Annotated in this window: 18 protein-coding genes; 5 read left to right on the top strand and 13 right to left on the bottom strand. The window is 64.4% G+C overall.

The genetic code is table 11. The features are described from left to right. Nucleotides 1-179: 179 nt before the first annotated feature. The 3 genes from metJ to G4923_RS15590 all read left to right on the top strand — a co-directional run bounded on the left by metJ (nucleotide 180) and on the right by G4923_RS15590 (nucleotide 1708). Entirely contained in the window at nucleotides 180-503 is a 324-nt protein-coding gene (gene metJ / locus G4923_RS15600) for a met regulon transcriptional regulator MetJ (protein ID WP_005327165.1), read from the top strand. A 35-nt stretch (nucleotides 504-538) separates the two neighbouring features. Beyond that, on the top strand, nucleotides 539-1285 hold the full coding sequence (locus G4923_RS15595) for an AraC family transcriptional regulator (RefSeq protein WP_163137684.1): 747 nt from the start codon (nucleotides 539-541) through the stop codon (nucleotides 1283-1285). Nucleotides 1286-1369: 84 nt separating this feature from the next. After that, nucleotides 1370-1708, top strand: coding sequence for a tRNA-binding protein (locus G4923_RS15590; protein WP_106885764.1), 339 nt, complete (start codon nucleotides 1370-1372; stop codon nucleotides 1706-1708). Nucleotides 1709-1780: 72 nt separating this feature from the next. On the opposite strand, the gene G4923_RS15585 is transcribed toward G4923_RS15590, so the two are convergent. The 3 genes from G4923_RS15585 to nudE all read right to left on the bottom strand — a co-directional run bounded on the left by G4923_RS15585 (nucleotide 1781) and on the right by nudE (nucleotide 4924). Continuing rightward, nucleotides 1781-3049 carry an aromatic amino acid transport family protein gene (locus tag G4923_RS15585; protein ID WP_163137613.1) on the bottom strand — a complete coding sequence of 423 codons (1269 nt, stop codon included), beginning with the start codon at nucleotides 3047-3049 and terminating at the stop codon, nucleotides 1781-1783. 412 nt (nucleotides 3050-3461) lie between these two features. Continuing rightward, the gene (gene cysQ, locus G4923_RS15580; RefSeq protein ID WP_106885762.1) at nucleotides 3462-4274 is read right to left on the bottom strand and encodes a 3'(2'),5'-bisphosphate nucleotidase CysQ; all 813 of its coding nucleotides are present in this window, start codon (nucleotides 4272-4274) and stop codon (nucleotides 3462-3464) included. A gap of 41 nt (nucleotides 4275-4315) precedes the next feature. Beyond that, nucleotides 4316-4924 (bottom strand): ADP compounds hydrolase NudE, encoded by a 609-nt coding sequence (gene nudE / locus G4923_RS15575; protein WP_162520147.1) that lies wholly within the window; start codon nucleotides 4922-4924, stop codon nucleotides 4316-4318. A 146-nt stretch (nucleotides 4925-5070) separates the two neighbouring features. On the opposite strand from nudE, the gene yrfG reads away from it, so the two are divergent. Then, nucleotides 5071-5739, top strand: a complete 669-nt coding sequence (yrfG, locus tag G4923_RS15570; protein WP_163137612.1) for a GMP/IMP nucleotidase — start codon at nucleotides 5071-5073, stop codon at nucleotides 5737-5739. A 200-nt stretch (nucleotides 5740-5939) separates the two neighbouring features. Here the strand turns inward: yrfG and tyrS are convergent, their stop codons facing one another. Further along, entirely contained in the window at nucleotides 5940-7208 is a 1269-nt protein-coding gene (gene tyrS, locus G4923_RS15565) for a tyrosine--tRNA ligase (RefSeq protein ID WP_163137611.1), read from the bottom strand. A 145-nt stretch (nucleotides 7209-7353) separates the two neighbouring features. Between tyrS and G4923_RS15560 the strand changes: the two genes are divergently transcribed. Further along, nucleotides 7354-8247 (top strand): helix-turn-helix transcriptional regulator, encoded by an 894-nt coding sequence (locus tag G4923_RS15560; protein ID WP_163137610.1) that lies wholly within the window; start codon nucleotides 7354-7356, stop codon nucleotides 8245-8247. Between the two features lie 48 nt (nucleotides 8248-8295). Here the strand turns inward: G4923_RS15560 and exeN are convergent, their stop codons facing one another. From exeN to exeF, 9 genes are all read right to left on the bottom strand, one after another. Continuing rightward, nucleotides 8296-9054, bottom strand: a complete 759-nt coding sequence (gene exeN / locus G4923_RS15555; protein ID WP_163137609.1) for a GspN family type II secretion system protein ExeN — start codon at nucleotides 9052-9054, stop codon at nucleotides 8296-8298. Nucleotides 9055-9151: 97 nt separating this feature from the next. Beyond that, on the bottom strand, nucleotides 9152-9643 hold the full coding sequence (gene exeM / locus G4923_RS15550) for a GspM family type II secretion system protein ExeM (protein WP_106885752.1): 492 nt from the start codon (nucleotides 9641-9643) through the stop codon (nucleotides 9152-9154). Next, nucleotides 9640-10824 (bottom strand): GspL family type II secretion system protein ExeL, encoded by a 1185-nt coding sequence (gene exeL, locus G4923_RS15545; RefSeq protein ID WP_163137608.1) that lies wholly within the window; start codon nucleotides 10822-10824, stop codon nucleotides 9640-9642. Before exeL ends, exeM begins: the two co-directional genes overlap by 4 nt. A gap of 118 nt (nucleotides 10825-10942) precedes the next feature. Then, complete coding sequence (exeK, locus tag G4923_RS15540; RefSeq protein ID WP_106885750.1) at nucleotides 10943-11953, bottom strand: GspK family T2SS minor pseudopilin variant ExeK; 1011 nt, start codon at nucleotides 11951-11953, stop codon at nucleotides 10943-10945. An 89-nt stretch (nucleotides 11954-12042) separates the two neighbouring features. Next, nucleotides 12043-12687 carry a GspJ family T2SS minor pseudopilin variant ExeJ gene (gene exeJ / locus G4923_RS15535; RefSeq protein WP_163137683.1) on the bottom strand — a complete coding sequence of 215 codons (645 nt, stop codon included), beginning with the start codon at nucleotides 12685-12687 and terminating at the stop codon, nucleotides 12043-12045. A gap of 71 nt (nucleotides 12688-12758) precedes the next feature. Further along, complete coding sequence (exeI, locus tag G4923_RS15530; protein ID WP_276309246.1) at nucleotides 12759-13139, bottom strand: GspI family T2SS minor pseudopilin variant ExeI; 381 nt, start codon at nucleotides 13137-13139, stop codon at nucleotides 12759-12761. Between the two features lie 35 nt (nucleotides 13140-13174). Next, complete coding sequence (gene exeH / locus G4923_RS15525; protein WP_163137607.1) at nucleotides 13175-13726, bottom strand: GspH family T2SS minor pseudopilin variant ExeH; 552 nt, start codon at nucleotides 13724-13726, stop codon at nucleotides 13175-13177. Between the two features lie 35 nt (nucleotides 13727-13761). Next, complete coding sequence (gene exeG / locus G4923_RS15520; RefSeq protein WP_106885747.1) at nucleotides 13762-14193, bottom strand: GspG family T2SS major pseudopilin variant ExeG; 432 nt, start codon at nucleotides 14191-14193, stop codon at nucleotides 13762-13764. Nucleotides 14194-14229: 36 nt separating this feature from the next. After that, the gene (gene exeF / locus G4923_RS15515) at nucleotides 14230-15450 is read right to left on the bottom strand and encodes a GspF family T2SS innner membrane protein variant ExeF (RefSeq protein WP_163137606.1); all 1221 of its coding nucleotides are present in this window, start codon (nucleotides 15448-15450) and stop codon (nucleotides 14230-14232) included. Nucleotide 15451 lies beyond the last annotated feature (1 nt).

Raw genomic sequence — 15451 nt, 5'->3', positions numbered from 1 at the left:
TGGCCGCTGTGCCTCTGCCACGGCTATCCTGCCATTGCTGGCCTATGGTGAACCACCTTACGCCACCTCAAAAAAGCCGTCAACACTTCTAGACGTCTAAATGGCTTTGCTGTTGGATTGCCATTGAATTCCTTAAGGGTTAAAATCCGCGCTCACGGCCAAACGAGAACAGGTGGAACATGGGTACAGAGTGGAACGGCGACTACGTCAGCCCCTATGCGGAGCACGGCAAGAAGAGCGAACAGGTCAAGAAGATTACCGTCTCGATCCCGCTCAAGGTGCTGAAGGTGTTGACCGATGAGCGCACCCGTCGCCAGGTGAACAACCTGCGTCATGCGACCAACAGCGAGCTGCTCTGTGAGGCCTTCCTGCACGCATTCACCGGTCAACCGCTGCCCTGTGACGACGATCTGCGCAAGGATCATCCGGACAGCGTCCCCGCCGAGGCGCGCGCCATCATGGAGGCGCTGGGCAAAGAGATCGAAGATTTCGACGCCGAGTAATACGGCGGCCCATGGCACATAATCCCCCCTCTTCGATGACGCGGCCCGGTGCCGCGTCATCCCTATCCGCCCCCTGCCCGTTCAGCCTGCGCCGCTACCAGAGCGACATCAGCAGCCACAGCCACGACTTCGCCCAGCTGGTGATCCCCCTGGACGGCCCCCTCGAGATCGAGGTGCAGGGCCAGGGGCGCCGCCTCGCCCCCGGCTTTGCCTGCGTCATAGCCCCGGGTGAACGTCACGACTACGCCGCCGATCCGGCGCTCTCCTTCCTGGTGCAGGAGAGCCACTGGCTACCCGCGGCGCTGGGCGAGCGCCCCTTCATCCCCCTGGACGAGCCCCAGCGCCACTATCTCGCCTTCCTACATCAGATGGTGCGCCAGGGTCGTCATGTGGTCGGCATGGAGCAGATCTGGCTCAACCTCCTGGCCCAGGGTCAGGGCATGGGCCCCGCCCTGGCTCCGCGCATGACAAGAGTGCAGCGCCACATCGAGACCCACCTCGCCGAGCCCCTTGGCAACGAGCGGCTCGCCGCTGTTGCCTGCCTCGGCCAGAGCCAGTTCAAGCACGCCTTTCGCCAGCAGTTCGGCATGAGCGCCTCCCACTACATCCGCGGGCGGCGCATGGCGCTGGCACGCACCCTGCTGGCCCACAGTGCCCTGCCCATCGGCGAAGTGGCCAGCCGCTGCGGCTATCAGGATCAGGGAGCCTTCGCCGAGCGCTTCCTGGCCGAGACGGGGTTGACCCCGTCGCGCTGGCGCCAGCAAAACGGCCCGCAGCCATAACAGTCCGGCCCCTTGCCGAAGACAGGGGCTGCCGTTTCGAGGCATGCTGGCGCCAATGCGAGGTGTGTGAAAGGAGGAGCCAAGATGCAGACCATAAGCTGGCAAGAGTTCGAGATGGTGGAGCTGAGAGTGGGCACCCTGGTGCGGGTCGAGCCCTTCCCCGAGGCGCGCAAGCCTGCCTACAAGGTGTGGGCGGATTTCGGTCCCGAGCTCGGGGTGCGCAAGAGCAGCGCCCAGATAACGGATCTCTATCAGCCGGAAGATCTGGTGGGGCGCCAAATCGTCGCCGTGGTGAACTTCCCGGCCAAGCAGATAGGCCCCATACAGTCGGAGTTTCTGCTGACCGGCTTCTACCGGGCCGATGGCGCCGTGGTGATGGCCATCCCGGAGCAGGCGGTGGAGAACGGCGCCAAGCTGGGCTGATGCCCTGGCCCCATGAAATGAGAAGAGGCGACCCCGGGGTCGCCTCTTCTTTTTCTGGCCGCAGCGCAGCTGTTACTTAAGCAGGCTGAAGACCAGGGCCGAGACAGCCAGCGACCCGGTCAGCAGGATAAAGCCGTTCACCCAGCCCTGACGGAAGCGGGCCAGCGCCTCCACCTTGTAGATCGCAATCACCGGCATGATGAAGAGGATCATGGCGATGACGGGGCCGGAGAGGGTCTCCATCAGACCCAGGATGCCGGGGTTGATGACAGCCGCCCCCCAGATGGCGAAGAACATCAGGGCGATGCCCAGCTTGTCCGACTTGGCCAGCGACAGCCCTGTGGGCTTGGCGATCAGGCTCTTGAGGCTCTCCCGGGCACCGAGGAAGTGGCCGAGGAAGGAGGAGCTGATGGCGATGAAGGCGATCAGCGGCCCCAGGGTCACTATCACAGGGTTGTCTGTGATGTTGGCGAGATAGGAGAGCACCGAGACGTTCTGGGCCTTGGCCTCGGCCAGCTGGGCCGGGGAGAGGCTCAGCACGCAGGAGAAGACGAAGAAGAGCACGAAGCCCACCAGCATGACTGTGGTGTTGCGCAGGATCAGGCCGCTCTTGGCCTCCGCCTGCTCGCCATATTCACGGCGCTGCACGTTGGCAAAGCCGGAGATGGCGGCCGCGTGGCTGAAGGCGAACACTGTCACCGGCAGCGCCAGCCAGACGGTGTTGAGGAAGCTGGTCCCCTCGAAGGCGGTCATTTGTGGCCACTGCCACTGGGGGATCAAATAGCAGGAGAGCGCCGCCAGAATGGCCGCCAACGGGTAGACCATAAAGGCAAAAGCCCGCAGCATCGCCTTCTCCCCCGCCATCATCACCGCAATCATGGCGAACACCAGCAGGCCGGAGAGCATCACCCGATTCGGGGCATCCATGCCGAGCTGGTTGATCATGAAGCTCTCCACAGTGTTGGTCAGCCCGACGCCGTAGATGAGCAGGATAGGGAAGATGGAGAGGAAGTAGAGCGCCGAGATGAGGCGACCGGCCATCTTGCCGAAATGCTCCTCCGCCACCTCGGTGAAGTCGGCGTGGGGGCGGGAGGAAGAGAGCACGAAGCGCGCCAGCCCGCGGTGGGCCAGGAAGGTCATGGGGCCGGCCAGCACGGCGACGATAACCAGGGGCCAGATGCCCCCCAGACCCAGGTTGATGGGCAGGAACAGGATGCCGGCGCCGACCGCGGTGCCAAACAGGCTGATGACCCAGTGGGTATCGTGACGACGCCAGCCGGTGCCGGCAGTGGTGGAGTGGGAACCGGATAACTCCCGGGAGACCTCTGCAGATGAACTCATTGATAAACCACTTATATATAGTATTAAAATCTAAGAATATTGTGCTCCTTTAGCATTTAATTCTCAAAAATCGGCATTGGCAGATCTCACTGGCAAAACTCGGTTCAGCCAGTGAGATTGGGCGGAATTTCCAGCCCACCTCGTTCTGATAAACCTTTAAATAGGCAATTTGACGAAATATAAAACCAAAATATCACTATTGGTCGATTTTTTATTTCGACCAATTCTAAGTTTTCAGAATTACATGAAAAGAGATGCCAGCGCTTTGGGTTTGGCTGTGATGATCCACTACAGCAATCCATTAAAGTAGCGAATACACCTGAATATGTCGTGACAAGCCAGCGGATCACACCAAGCAATCAGGCGGCCACGAGGCCGCCTGATTGGATGATTCGGCTACATTTCAACCGGCTCAGTGAGTCAGGATCTTGCCCCAGGCGAGATCCGGGTCCCCCATCACAATGAAGTCAGGGTTCTCCAACGACTCGGTTTCGTTGTAGCTGAGCGGCTGCAACGCCAGGCTGAGGATGCGCCCCCCCGCCGCCTCGACGATGCACTGGGCGGCGGCGGTGTCCCACTCGCCGGTGGGGCCGAGCCGCACATAGCAGTCTGCCGCCCCTTCCGCCACCAGGCAGGACTTGAGGGAGCTTGAGCCAAGCGGGATCAGCTCGTAGTTGATGGCCGGGTTGAGGCGGCGGGTCAGGTTCTCCAGCTTCTGGCGGCGGCTGATGGCCACCACCAGGGAGTCGGGCTGGTCGTGCTCGTGGTGCATGGCGCTGATGGGATGCACCTCGCCGTTCACCTCCTTGAAGGCGCCGTGACCGCGCACCGCCCAGTAGAGCACGTCGGCCTCGGGGGCATAGATGACCCCGAGCACGGGGACATTGTCCCGCACCAGGGCGATCAGGGTGGCGAAGTCACCGCTGCCGGCGATGAACTCGCCGGTGCCGTCCAGGGGGTCCACCAGCCAGTATTGCCGCCAGTTGGCACGCTGGCTGAAGGGCACATCGGCAGCCTCTTCGGTCAGCACGGGCACATGGGGGGTGAGCGCCGACAGCGCCTGCTTGAGGTAGGCATCGGCAGCAAGATCGGCACTGGTGACCGGGGTCGCATCCTCCTTCAGCTGACGCTCGAACTGACCGCCGTGATAGATTTCGTGAAGGATACGCCCCGCTTCGCGGGCTATCTCCTTGACCCCAGGTATCCAGGCCAACAACTCCTGCATCTTGTTATCCTCTGTTTTTATTACCTTTGCCCAGGCTTGGGCTAGCTTTCCTGCTCCGCCAGCCATTTGCTGGCCAGCAGCAGGGCACTGATGCTGCGCGACTCGGTGAAGTCGGGTCGCGCCAGCAATTCGTCGATGCGATTGAGGGGCCAGGGGATCACCTCGAGGGGCTCGGGCTCATCGCCGATCCGCTGCTCGGGGTAGAGATCCCGCGCCAGCAGTATGTCCATCCGGCTGGAAAAATAGCCGGGAGCCAGGGAGACCTGCTTGAGGGGAATGAGGTCACGGGCCCCGAAGCCCGCCTCCTCCATCAGCTCCCGGTTGCCCGCCTCGAAGGCATCTTCGCCGGGATCGATCAGCCCCTTGGGGAAGCCCAGCTCGTAGGAGTGAGTGCCTGCCGCGTATTCGCGCACCAGCAGCAGGGTGTGGGCATCGAACAGGGGCACCACCATGACGGCACCTCTGTTGCCGCCGCGCATCCGCTCGTAGACCCGCTCCTCCCCATTGCTGAATTTCAGATGCAGGGATTCCACCTTGAACAGCCGACTCTCGGCCACCAGCTCGGCCTTGATGATCTCCGGCTTGCGCTTGTCGTGGGCCATGGCCTCGACGCGGACGTGTTCGGGTTTGCACTTGTGGGGGTCACTCATCGGGGCTGACTGCTCGTTAAAAAAGAGTGCTTCAAGAGTAAACGACTCCCCGAGGGAACACCACGGGGCAAGGGCCGGAAAGGTGCCTGAAAAATCCGTTATAATGCGCCCCGTTTTCCCCACCCAGTCCGACACAAAGAGGCCCCATGCCCACCCAACTGCCCTGGCACCAGATAGACACAGTTCTGCTCGACATGGATGGCACCCTGATCGACCTTCATTTTGACAGCCACCTCTGGCAGCAGCTGGTGCCCGAGCGCTACGCCGCGCGCCTCGGCCTGCCGCTGGCCGACGCCAAGGCGCAGATCGAGGCCCACTATCAGGCCGTCAGCGGCACCCTAGACTGGTACTGCGTCGATTACTGGAGCCGGACGCTCGGGCTCGACATCAGCGCCCTCAAGCAGGAGATCCTGGAGAAGATCCAGTGGCGGCCCCATGTCATCCCCTTCCTGGCCGCCCTGCGGGCGGCGGGCAAGCAGCTGGTGCTCTTCACCAATGCCCACCCTGCCAGCCTGTCGGTGAAGGATGCGCGGCTCGGCCTCGCCGAGCATCTGGATCTTATGGTGAGCACCCATGAGCTGGGCTGGTCGAAGGAGAGCCAGCACTGCTGGCAGGCGCTGGCCGAGCGACTGGCGTTCGATCCGGCCCGCACCCTGTTTGTCGATGACAGCGAGCGGATCCTGCGCGCCGCCGCCGACTACGGCATCGGTTATCAGCTCGCCATCCAGAACCCGGACAGTCGCCAGCCGGAACAGCAGATTACCGCCTTCCCGGCGATCCGCGACTACGCCGAACTGCTGCCGCTGACCCTTTGATTCGGCATTTGGCGCAGCGCAGCGATGGGGAAACCACTGACCACCTTCCCCTGCATGTTCCGCGACTACGCCGAGTTGCTGCCGCTGACCCTTTGATCCTTAGGCAGGGCCTCCCCCCCTGCATGCCGGGCAGCTGAGGGGCCGAGACACACAATGAAAAGGGCTGCCTGGGCAGCCCTTTCTCATTGATGTCGGGCGAGCTAGTCCACCCACTCCACCAGCCGGTACTGTTTCTTGCCCCGGCGCAGCAGCAGGTAGCGCTCAAACAGCCGATCCTCTGCACTCAGCTGCTCATCCTGTTTTATCACGCCGTTGAGGCTGATGGCGCCCGCCCCTAGCAACTCGCGGGCCACCCGCTTCGAGCTTGCCAGACCGCTCTCGACCAGCAGGGTCACCAGATCTGTGGCTCCCTCGATGCGACTGCAAGGCAGGCCATCCTGGGCCAACTGGGCGAGATCGCTCTCGCCGAGGCGGGCCACGTCGCCGCAAAACAGCAGCTCGCCGATGCGCCGCGCCGCCGCCAGTGCCCCCTTGCCGTGCACCAGTTCGGTCAGCTCGTCCGCCAGCACCTGCTGAGCCTGCTTGCGTCCCTGCCGACCGGCGTCTTCCGCCTCCAGCGCGGCAATCTCGGCCAGCGGCATAAAGCTGTAGTAGCGCAGGAAGCGGTAGACATCCTCGTCTGCGGTACCGAGCCAGAACTGATGGAAGGCGTAGGGCGAGGTGAGCGCCGGATCCAGCCAGATGGCGCCCCCCTCGGTCTTGCCGAACTTGGTGCCGTCCGCCTTGGTGATGAGGGGAAGTGTCATGCCGTGAACCTGGGCCTGATGCAGCCGGCGGGTGAGATCCATGCCGCTGGTGATGTTGCCCCACTGATCGTTGCCGCCGATCTGCAGGGTGCAGCCGAGGCGCTGGTTGAGCACGGCGAAATCCTGGGATTGCAGCAGGGCATAGGAGAACTCGGTAAAGGAGATCCCCTGATCCGGGCGGGCCAGCCGCTGGCGCACCGATTCCCGCGCCAGCATGGCGTTGACCGAGAAGTGCTTGCCGATGTCCCGCAGAAAATCGAGGGCGGACATCTGCCCCATCCAGTCGGTGTTGTTGACCAGCACAGGGGCCGCCAGCCCCTCGCTCGCGGGCAGCAGTGCCTTGATCTGGGCCGACAGGCTGGCCACCCAGCCCTGCACGGTTTCGGCGCTGTTGAGGCTGCGCTCGGTCGCCTTGAAGCTGGGATCGCCAATGAGGCCGGTTGCTCCGCCTACCAGGGCCACAGGGGTGTGGCCCGCCAGCTGGAAGCGGCGCAACATCAGGAGCGGCACCAGGTGGCCTATGTGCAGGCTGCCGGCGGTGGGATCGAAGCCGCAGTAGAGGGTGCGCGCCGTGGCGAGGTGGGAGGCCAGGGCCGCCGGGTCGGACATCTGGGCCACCAGGCCACGCTCGGTCAGGTCGGTGAGCAAATGGGGGTCGATCATGGGGTCTCCAACAGCAGGGGAAAGTCGCCATACTCGCCGTTCTGGCCCGTGGCAGATATGTCCCCCAGGGGACAGTTTTACCACTCTCGTGCTAGCATCCCGCCCATATCGGGGAGCCTCTCCCCGCCACCCGGAGCCCGTCGCCATGAGCCAGCCCCTCGCCACAGATTCGCTGACCCAGAGCCTGACCGTCGTCGTCGATGCCCTGCACAGCCCGGCCTTTGCGGCGGCCCTGGTGCGCCTCATCCAGCAGCAGGTAGCGTTCGACTGCGCCCTGCTGCTCGGGGTGGGGCAGCGGCCCGTCTACCTCTACGACAACCTCAACCATCAGCGAGCCCTGCTGTTTGACAGCTACCTCACCAGCCACTTCAACCAGGATCCCTTTATGCAGGCGCTCAAGGACGGCCTCCCCGCCGGAGTCTGGACCCTGGCGCAGGTGTCAAAGGGGCGTCTGGATCCCGAATACCGCCACCACTTCTATCAGGCCACCGGCTGGCAGGAGGAGGTGGGGCTGATCCTGCCGGTACGCGGCGGTCTCACCCTGATGCTGTTTCTGGGCCGCCTCGACAAGCGCCAGAGCCTTCGCCAAGAGGAGCGCGCCAGGCTGGAAGCCTTGTTCCCCCTGGTGCATTCCCTGTGCCGCCAGCAGTGGCGGGAGGCAGTACCGCTGCTGGCCCAGAGCGCGGCGACGAGGGCCACGGATAGTACGGCGAAGAGTACGGCAAAGGATAGGGTGCTGGGAGCACCGGCAAGCCTGGACGGCGCCAGCCTCAAGGCTGCCGTGGAGCAGGCGATGACCAGCGTGGGTGGTGACAGGCTCACCCGCCGGGAGCGGCAGGTGGCGAGCCTGCTGCTGCAGGGGCTGGATACCGAGACAATCGCCGCCGAACTCGGCATCGGCAGCGGCACAGTGAAGAATCACCGCAAGCACCTCTACGGCAAGCTGCGCCTCGGCTCCCGGGCCGAGCTGTTCAGCCTCTTTCTCAACCACCTCATCACCAGGCCCCTGAGCGGCGCACCAGAGACGCCCGCCCCATAACGACCACACCCCGCCGAAGCGGGGTGTGGTCTGCCAAGAACAGCGCCCTCAGATCCGGCCCTGATAGCGCAGCGGGAAGCGGCCCTGGCCGTCGGGTTGACCGAGGAAGGGCAGCCCCTGCTTCATCTGATCCGGCAGCTCGGGCCCAGGCTTTAGGGTGCCCTGGAACAGATACTGGCGATTGGCCTGCAACTCCAGCTTGCCCTGCACCTGCACCGCCTCGGAGCTCTGCTTGAGCTCGGCCACCAGACGGGAATCGAGACAGGTCAGCTTGAGCTCGGGGTCCCCCAGCAGCAGCTTGCCCGCCGGGGTGTCGGCCTCGGCGCCGTACCAGTTGAGGTTGCCGTAGAGCTCCTCACACCAGGGCTTGCCCTGGGCGAACTGATCGACCTTGAGTTGCAGCTGACCCGCCGCCGTCAGGGGGAAGGGCAGGCGCGTGGGCACCCGCGCCAGCAGCCAGGGAGCGGGGGCGTTGAGGGTGATGTCACGACCGAAGGCGGCGCCATTCCAACCGATCACCCCCTGACCGTTGAGGCCGGCGCGGTCGCCGAAACGCACCGACACCTCGGGAGCCAGACGCAGCAGCGACCAGCCGTCGAGCTCCCAGCGCAGCTGGGTCAGGGACTCGCTGGCATATTGCAGCCGGGCAATCTGGCCGCTCCAGAGGGTACCGCTCACCCCTTCCAGCTGCACCAGGTTGGGGGGCAGCGGCAGATGGCGCACCACCAGGGTGGCGGGCAACGTCACCAGCAGGAAACCGAGATAGGCCACCAGAAACAGGGCGGCGATCAGGACTTTTTGTTTCATAGAACAGGACTCGACTGCAAGGATCCGGCCCGGGCCAAGCCAGGAGCCAACACGGAGCGCCATGCCAAAAACCGGACGGCGCTCGGTACGTTTGGTGTCATTGGGGACGGCTCAACTGCAAACGCCTGACCTTGACCAGGCCGGGCGCCAGCCCCTCCCGGGCCACCTCTATGATCTGCACCTGGACTCCATACTGATCGGAGAGGGTCGCCAGCCAGAGCAGCAGATCCTCGAACGGGACTGTGTCTATCCACACCTGCAGCTCCTGCCCCTGGGGTTGCAGCCGGGCTATCTTGATCTTCTGGTTGAAGGCAGTGCGGTTCACCACCCCGTCCAGGGTGCCGCTGGTGTCGATCTGGCGGCCTTGGCCCCCCTGCATCGCCAGCACCTCCTGCCCCTTCTCTTTCAACCAGGCGAGCGTCTGCTGCTGGTTGGCCACCTGCCGCTGCCGCTCGTCGATGCGATTGGCGACGGGCTGCCAGATGACCCAGTAGCAGAGCCCGATCAGCAGGGCGCAACCCCCCACCGCCACCAGCCGCTGTTCGCGGGGACTGATGCCACGCCACCAGCCTTGCAGTTTGTCCATCATGATGATTTCCCCTTCAGCACCAGCGCCCCTTCCACCTTGCCCTCATGACTTCGCACCTCACCCTGCTGCACCTCGAAGCGCTTGCCCGCCAGCTCGCGAAAACGCTCTATCTCGGTGAAACCGGGGGCCGTGACCTGCAACCTGAGCTCGCCCCTGGCCGCGTCGAAACGCATCACTTCGGGCTTGAGACCGGGCACCTCGGCAAACACAGGCGCCAGCTCGGTCAGCAGCAGCAGGACCCCACCCTGCGGGGCCTGCCCCAGGGACTTGAGGTGCTGGTTCATCTGGCTGCGAACGTTGACGATCCGGGTCTCCCCCGGGAAGATCCGGGTATAGACCTGCCGGATCTCGGCCTTGAGGGCCTTGTCCTGCTCCGCCAGTTGATAGAGCTGCACCCCGCGCTGGGCCAGGGCCACCAGCAGCAGTATCCCCGCCAGCACCGCCACCTTGCGCCACTGCAGCCAGTAACGGCCGTATTCGGTCTGGGGTCGATAGGGCCCCTGCAACAGGTTCGCCTGGCAAGCGATCGCCCCTTTCGCCAGCAGCAGCATGGGCAGTTCGGGATCCGCCGCCTGCCAGTTGGCGGCCGCGATGGCGGGAGCCGGGGTATGGCTATGGATGGTGACGGGTTCGGCCTGTGCCTCCAGCAGCATGGCCAGCAGCGGCTCGTCGGCGACTATCCCCTGGACAGGGCCCTGGCGGATCAGCCACTCGGCGCCGAGTTGCAGGGCAGACCACCCCTCGGCGGCGGGCGGCAGGGCCAGCACGTCCGGCAGCAGTTGCAGGGTCTTGAGCCCCGCCTGCTGCAGCCACGCCAGCCACTCCTGCATCTTCGCCTTGTCCACCGCCATCAGATCCACGTCCTGCCCCTGATGACCCAGCACCACCAGATGCAGCTCATCCACGTCGGAGGCGATCTGCTCCTCGAGCAGATAGGGCAACGCCGCCGCGGCCTGACGACTGTACTTGCCCGGCAGGCTGACCCGCCGGAAGATGAGATCGCTGCCGGGCACCAGGGTCACCACGGGGCGGCCACCGGCACGCTCCTGCAGCTCACCCAGGGCATGGGCCGAGGCCAGGGTGCCGGAGGCGATGATCTCCTGCTCCTGCGTCGACCACACCAGCCAGTGCACCGGCTGCTGCGCATTGGTCCCCAGACGGATGACCAGACTCTCGCTCACAAATAATTCTCCTGCCATGCCCGCCAGCATCCTCGTCGATGGGCGGGGCCGCAGCCGTCGGCTGCAGTCCAGATATAAGGGGCGGGACAGAGGGGGCCAGAGGCCTGCCATCTCCCTGTTATTCGGCACCGTCGTTCAGACGGCGCAGCATCACCAGCTTGTTGTCCTTGCCGCGCTGGAAGACAGTCTCCAGCCGGGCCCGCACATCACCCACCTCTGCCAGCAGACGGGCCTCGAAGAAGCTGCTCTTGATGTCCAGCGCGCCGTCCAGCCCAGTGATGCTGCCCGGTTGTATCGACAGCTCATCCGTCATCTCCTTCTTCTCCTTCCACCCCTTCTTGGGGCGGTTGGTCAGCACCCGCTTGGCGTCGTCCAGCCCTATCTTGCCCTGATAGAGCCCCACCAGCAGGGCCGCCTGCTCCGGCTTGATGGTGTTGATGTTCACCACCAGCTTGTCGTTTGGCAGGGTGCACACATAGGGGGCGAGCCGGGCGTAGAGCTCGCTGCTCACCCCGCGCACGGCCCGCAATTCGTCCGTGCCCAGCAGCCACTGGTTCGCCACCAGATAGGGGGGATTGAGCCCCTCGTAATAGGCATCCTCGGCCCCGTTACTCGAGACCAGCTGGGTATTCTTGTCGGTCCAGTCGCGGATGGCGTCGGTGAGCTGCACCGCCTCGTACTCATCCACCTCCAGCGCCTCGAGCAGCGCCCGGAACGCCTTGAATTGATAGGGTTGCGCATCGAGATCATCGCCGCTCTCACCCTCTTTCAGGGCCAGGCTCAGGCTGTTGAGGTTGAAGCAGGATTGCAGATCCCTCACCCGCCCGGACAGGGTGCCGTCGTCCACCGGGAAGACGGCATCTTGCCGTGCCCAGTTCTGGCCCAGGTTGACCACATCGGGGTCATCCTTGAAGTCCTGGTTGAGCACCTTGATCACCAGCGCCTCCGCCGACATGGCATACCACCAGGCCTGCTTGCCAGCCGTGAGGTTGCTGGTCCGGCGCAGCTCCAGCTGCAACCGGCCGCTCATGTTGCTGGCGATGATCACCATCACCGACAGAATAAGCAGCACCACCAGCAGGGCCATGCCCCCTTGCCGACCGGGGCGGGAGCGACGCCTAGCTGCCATTGTCAGCCCTCTGACCACCGGCCCCGATCAGGAACTGGCGGCGACCAAGGGTGCCGTTATCCCCCATGATGGCCGGAGAAAAATGACGCTTAATTGCCATTGTCCGCCCTCTGACCGCCGGCCCCGATCAGGAACTGGCGACGAATGGTGCCGTAATCCGCCAGATCCAGCTCCACCGCCAGCCCATAGGGCAGCAGGTCGCGCTGGGTCCACTCCTCCTTCCACATGCCCTTGTCGTAGAAATAGAGCCGCAGGGCCGTCACCCCGGTCAGCACCGGCTGAATGCGCGGGCCTGTGCCGATAGCGGGGTCCGGATAGAGGTAGCTGAGCCGCTCCAGGGTCTGCTCCTTGAGCCGCCAGCCCACCCGCTGCAAGCCGGAGCGCGGCAGCATGCCGTCCGGATTGAGCCAGCCGCCACGGATGAAGGCCATGCCCCAGTCATCGCTCTGCTGGCCGAAGCGGGAGGCCGCCAGCAGCACCTTGTTGTTCTCGCCTTCGATGCGGCCGCTGCGCGGCACCATCTGGGTGATGTCACGCTCCAGCAGGCTGAAGGCGAGCTGCAGCTCGGAGAGGCGAACCTCCTTGCGCTTGGCCACCTCGTCGCTGGTGAGCACCCCCTGCAGCACCTGATAGGCCCCCATGCTGAGGCTGGCGAAGATGGCAATGGCCACCAGCATCTCAAGCAGGGTAAAGCCGGCCTGGCGGACAGAGCGTCGGCCTGAGGTCACCGACATGGGCGATGGCCGCAGCAACCTCTCAAGCAGGGTAAAGCCACTGTGGCGGGAAAGGCGGGTGTTGCTCGGGATCATCGGCTGATATAGGTCCGCATCATGGCCACAGGGCTCTCTGCCTTGGGCGCGGTGCGCACCTCCACGTCCAGGGCCTTGAAGTTGTTGTCGCTGGTGGCGACGCCACGATAGCGCCAGTACCAGGTCTGCCCGGCCATCTCCTCGTCCCCTTCCACCCAGCTGTCTCCCGGCCACTTGCCCTCGAGCTTCTGCTGCACCAGCTGGTTCTCCACCACCCAGGTCGCCAGGGTCTTCTGCTCCAGGTAGTTGAGGCCGGAGAGGTGCTCGCTGGCGGTCTTCATCACCGCAAGGCCGGCGATGGCAAATACCGCCAGCGCCACCATGACCTCCAGCAGCGTCATGCCGCGCGCCCTGGCGGGCCCGCCCGCCGGGGCGATGCTGCGAACTCCCTCGCCGCCTGCGCTGGTGCCCGTCACTCTTCTTCCTCTTCGTCTTGCAGCAGATAGAGGCGACCGAACTCGTCCCCCTTGAGGGTGCGCAGGTAGCTCAGATCCTCGTCCTGCTGGCTCAGGGTCAGCACGAAGGGGGTGAGCTCCCCCCCCGGAAAGATGAAGATCTGGGGCGTGCGCTCCTTCTCGTCGCGGCCCTGCTCGCTCTTCTCGTCCGATTCGGTGCGCCAGCTGAACCCCTCCAGCTCGACGGCCAGAGTGATCCCCTCCGGCAGTTGCACCGGCCCCAGCAGCTTGTCGCCGGTCAGTGCCTGCCACTTGCGATCCTTGGGGTTGCGGGACATAAACTGCCAGCCGCTCTGCTCGACTCTCAATCCCAGCAACCGGCCATCCATCACCGAATACTCCTGCGCCTGTTGCAGGGTCGCCATGAGACGACGCGCCTGCTGGTCGAGCTCCCTGTCCCCCCGGGCGCCCCCCATGCTGAGGACGACGGCGGTGGCCACCAGCCCCATCAACATGGTGACCAGCAAGACCTCCAGCAGGGTGAAACCCGCCTGACGATGGCGCCTCATGGGCACAGGATCCGGTTCAGCGGGCGCTCAGACACTTATTGGAAATCCTTCAGGTTCCAGTTGCCTATGTCGTCATCCGTCCCGGCTTCGCCGTCCAGCCCCATGCTGAAGATGTCGAGCTTGCCGAACTGGCCCGGGCTCAGCAGCTGGTACTGGTTGCCCCAGGGATCCTGCGGCAGGCGCTTGATGTAGCCCCCTTCCCGGTAGCTGCGCGGCTCGGGCGACGCGGTCGGCTTGTTGACCAGGGCATCCAGCCCCTGCTCTGTGGTCGGGTAGCGGTTGTTGTCCAGCTTGTACATGTCGAGGGCGTTTTCCAGCGCCACTATGTCGGAGACGGCTTTCTGCTGATCCGCCTTCTCCTTGTTGCCCATCAGATTGGGCACCACCAGGCTGGCCAGGATCCCCAGGATCACGATGACCACCATGACTTCCAGCAGGGTGAAACCGGATTGACGACGCTTTTGCATGACTTACTCCCTAACGAAATGAGATGGCACAGGCCATCAGAGATTGACCATATTGTTGAGTTCGAGGATCGGCTGCAGGATCGACATCACGATAAAGAGCACCACCCCTGCCATGGAGACCACCAGCATGGGCTCGAACACGCCGAGGGCGATATTCACCTGGGTTTCGAACTCCCTGTCCTGGTTGTCCGCCGCCCGCTCCAGCATGCTGTCGAGCTCGCAGCTCTGCTCGCCGGAGGCGATCATGTGCAGCATCATGGGCGGGAAAATCTTGGTTTCATCCAGCGCCTTGCGCAGGCTGGTCCCCTCCCGCACCCGCTCGGTCGCCTCGCCGATGCGGTGGCGGGCAAAGTCGTTGGAGAGCACCTCCCCCGAGATCTTCATCCCCTCCAGCAGCGGCACCGCGCTGGCGTTGAGGATGCTTAAGGTGCGGGCGAAACGGGCGGTGTTGAGGCCGCGGCTGACCCGGCCGATGACCGGCAGGCGCAGCACCACCTGATGCCAGTGGCGGCGCCGTCCAGCGTCCGTGAGCCACCAGCGCCAGACCAGGCCACCGATGCCGAGCAGCACCAGGAACCAGAGGCCGTAGTGCTGCATCAACTCGCTGGTGCCGATGAGGAAACGGGTGGTGGCGGGCAGTTGCTGGCCCATGTGTTCGAACTGGGCCACCACCTTGGGCACCACTGCGGTGAGCAGTATGGAGATGACGCCCACGGCCACCAGGGTGAGGACTATGGGGTAGATCATCGCCTGCAGCAGCTTGGTGCGCATGTGCTGGCGCTGCTCCGTGTAGTCGGCGAGGCGGTTGAGCACCTTCTCCAGGTGACCGGACTTCTCACCGGCCGCCACCATGGAGCGAAACAGCTGATCGAACACATGGGGGAAGGCTCCCAGCGAATCGGCCAGCGAGTAACCTTCTACCACCTTGCTGCGCACCGTGGCCACCAGGCTGCGCAGGTGGGCCTTCTCGCACTGCTCGGCCACTGCCCGCAGCGCCTCTTCTATGGTCAACCCTGCGCCCACCAGGGTCGCCAGCTGACGGGTGATGAGGGCCAGCTCCGAGGTGGAGGCGCCACGGCGAAACAGCACGAAGCGATTGGCCTCCCGCTTCGCTTTCTCCGTGGTCTCGTTCACCTCGAGGGGGGTCAGCCCCTGCTCGCGCAGCAACTGGCGCACCTGACGGGCGGAGTCCCCCTCCATCACCCCGGACTTCTGTCTGCCTCTGGGGTCGAGGGCCTTGTATTCGAACGCAGCCATC

The sequence above is a fragment of the Aeromonas rivipollensis genome, assembly GCF_010974825.1.
In the GTDB taxonomy this organism is placed as follows: domain Bacteria; phylum Pseudomonadota; class Gammaproteobacteria; order Enterobacterales; family Aeromonadaceae; genus Aeromonas; species Aeromonas rivipollensis.
This window is presented reverse-complemented; position numbering and strand designations above follow the sequence as displayed.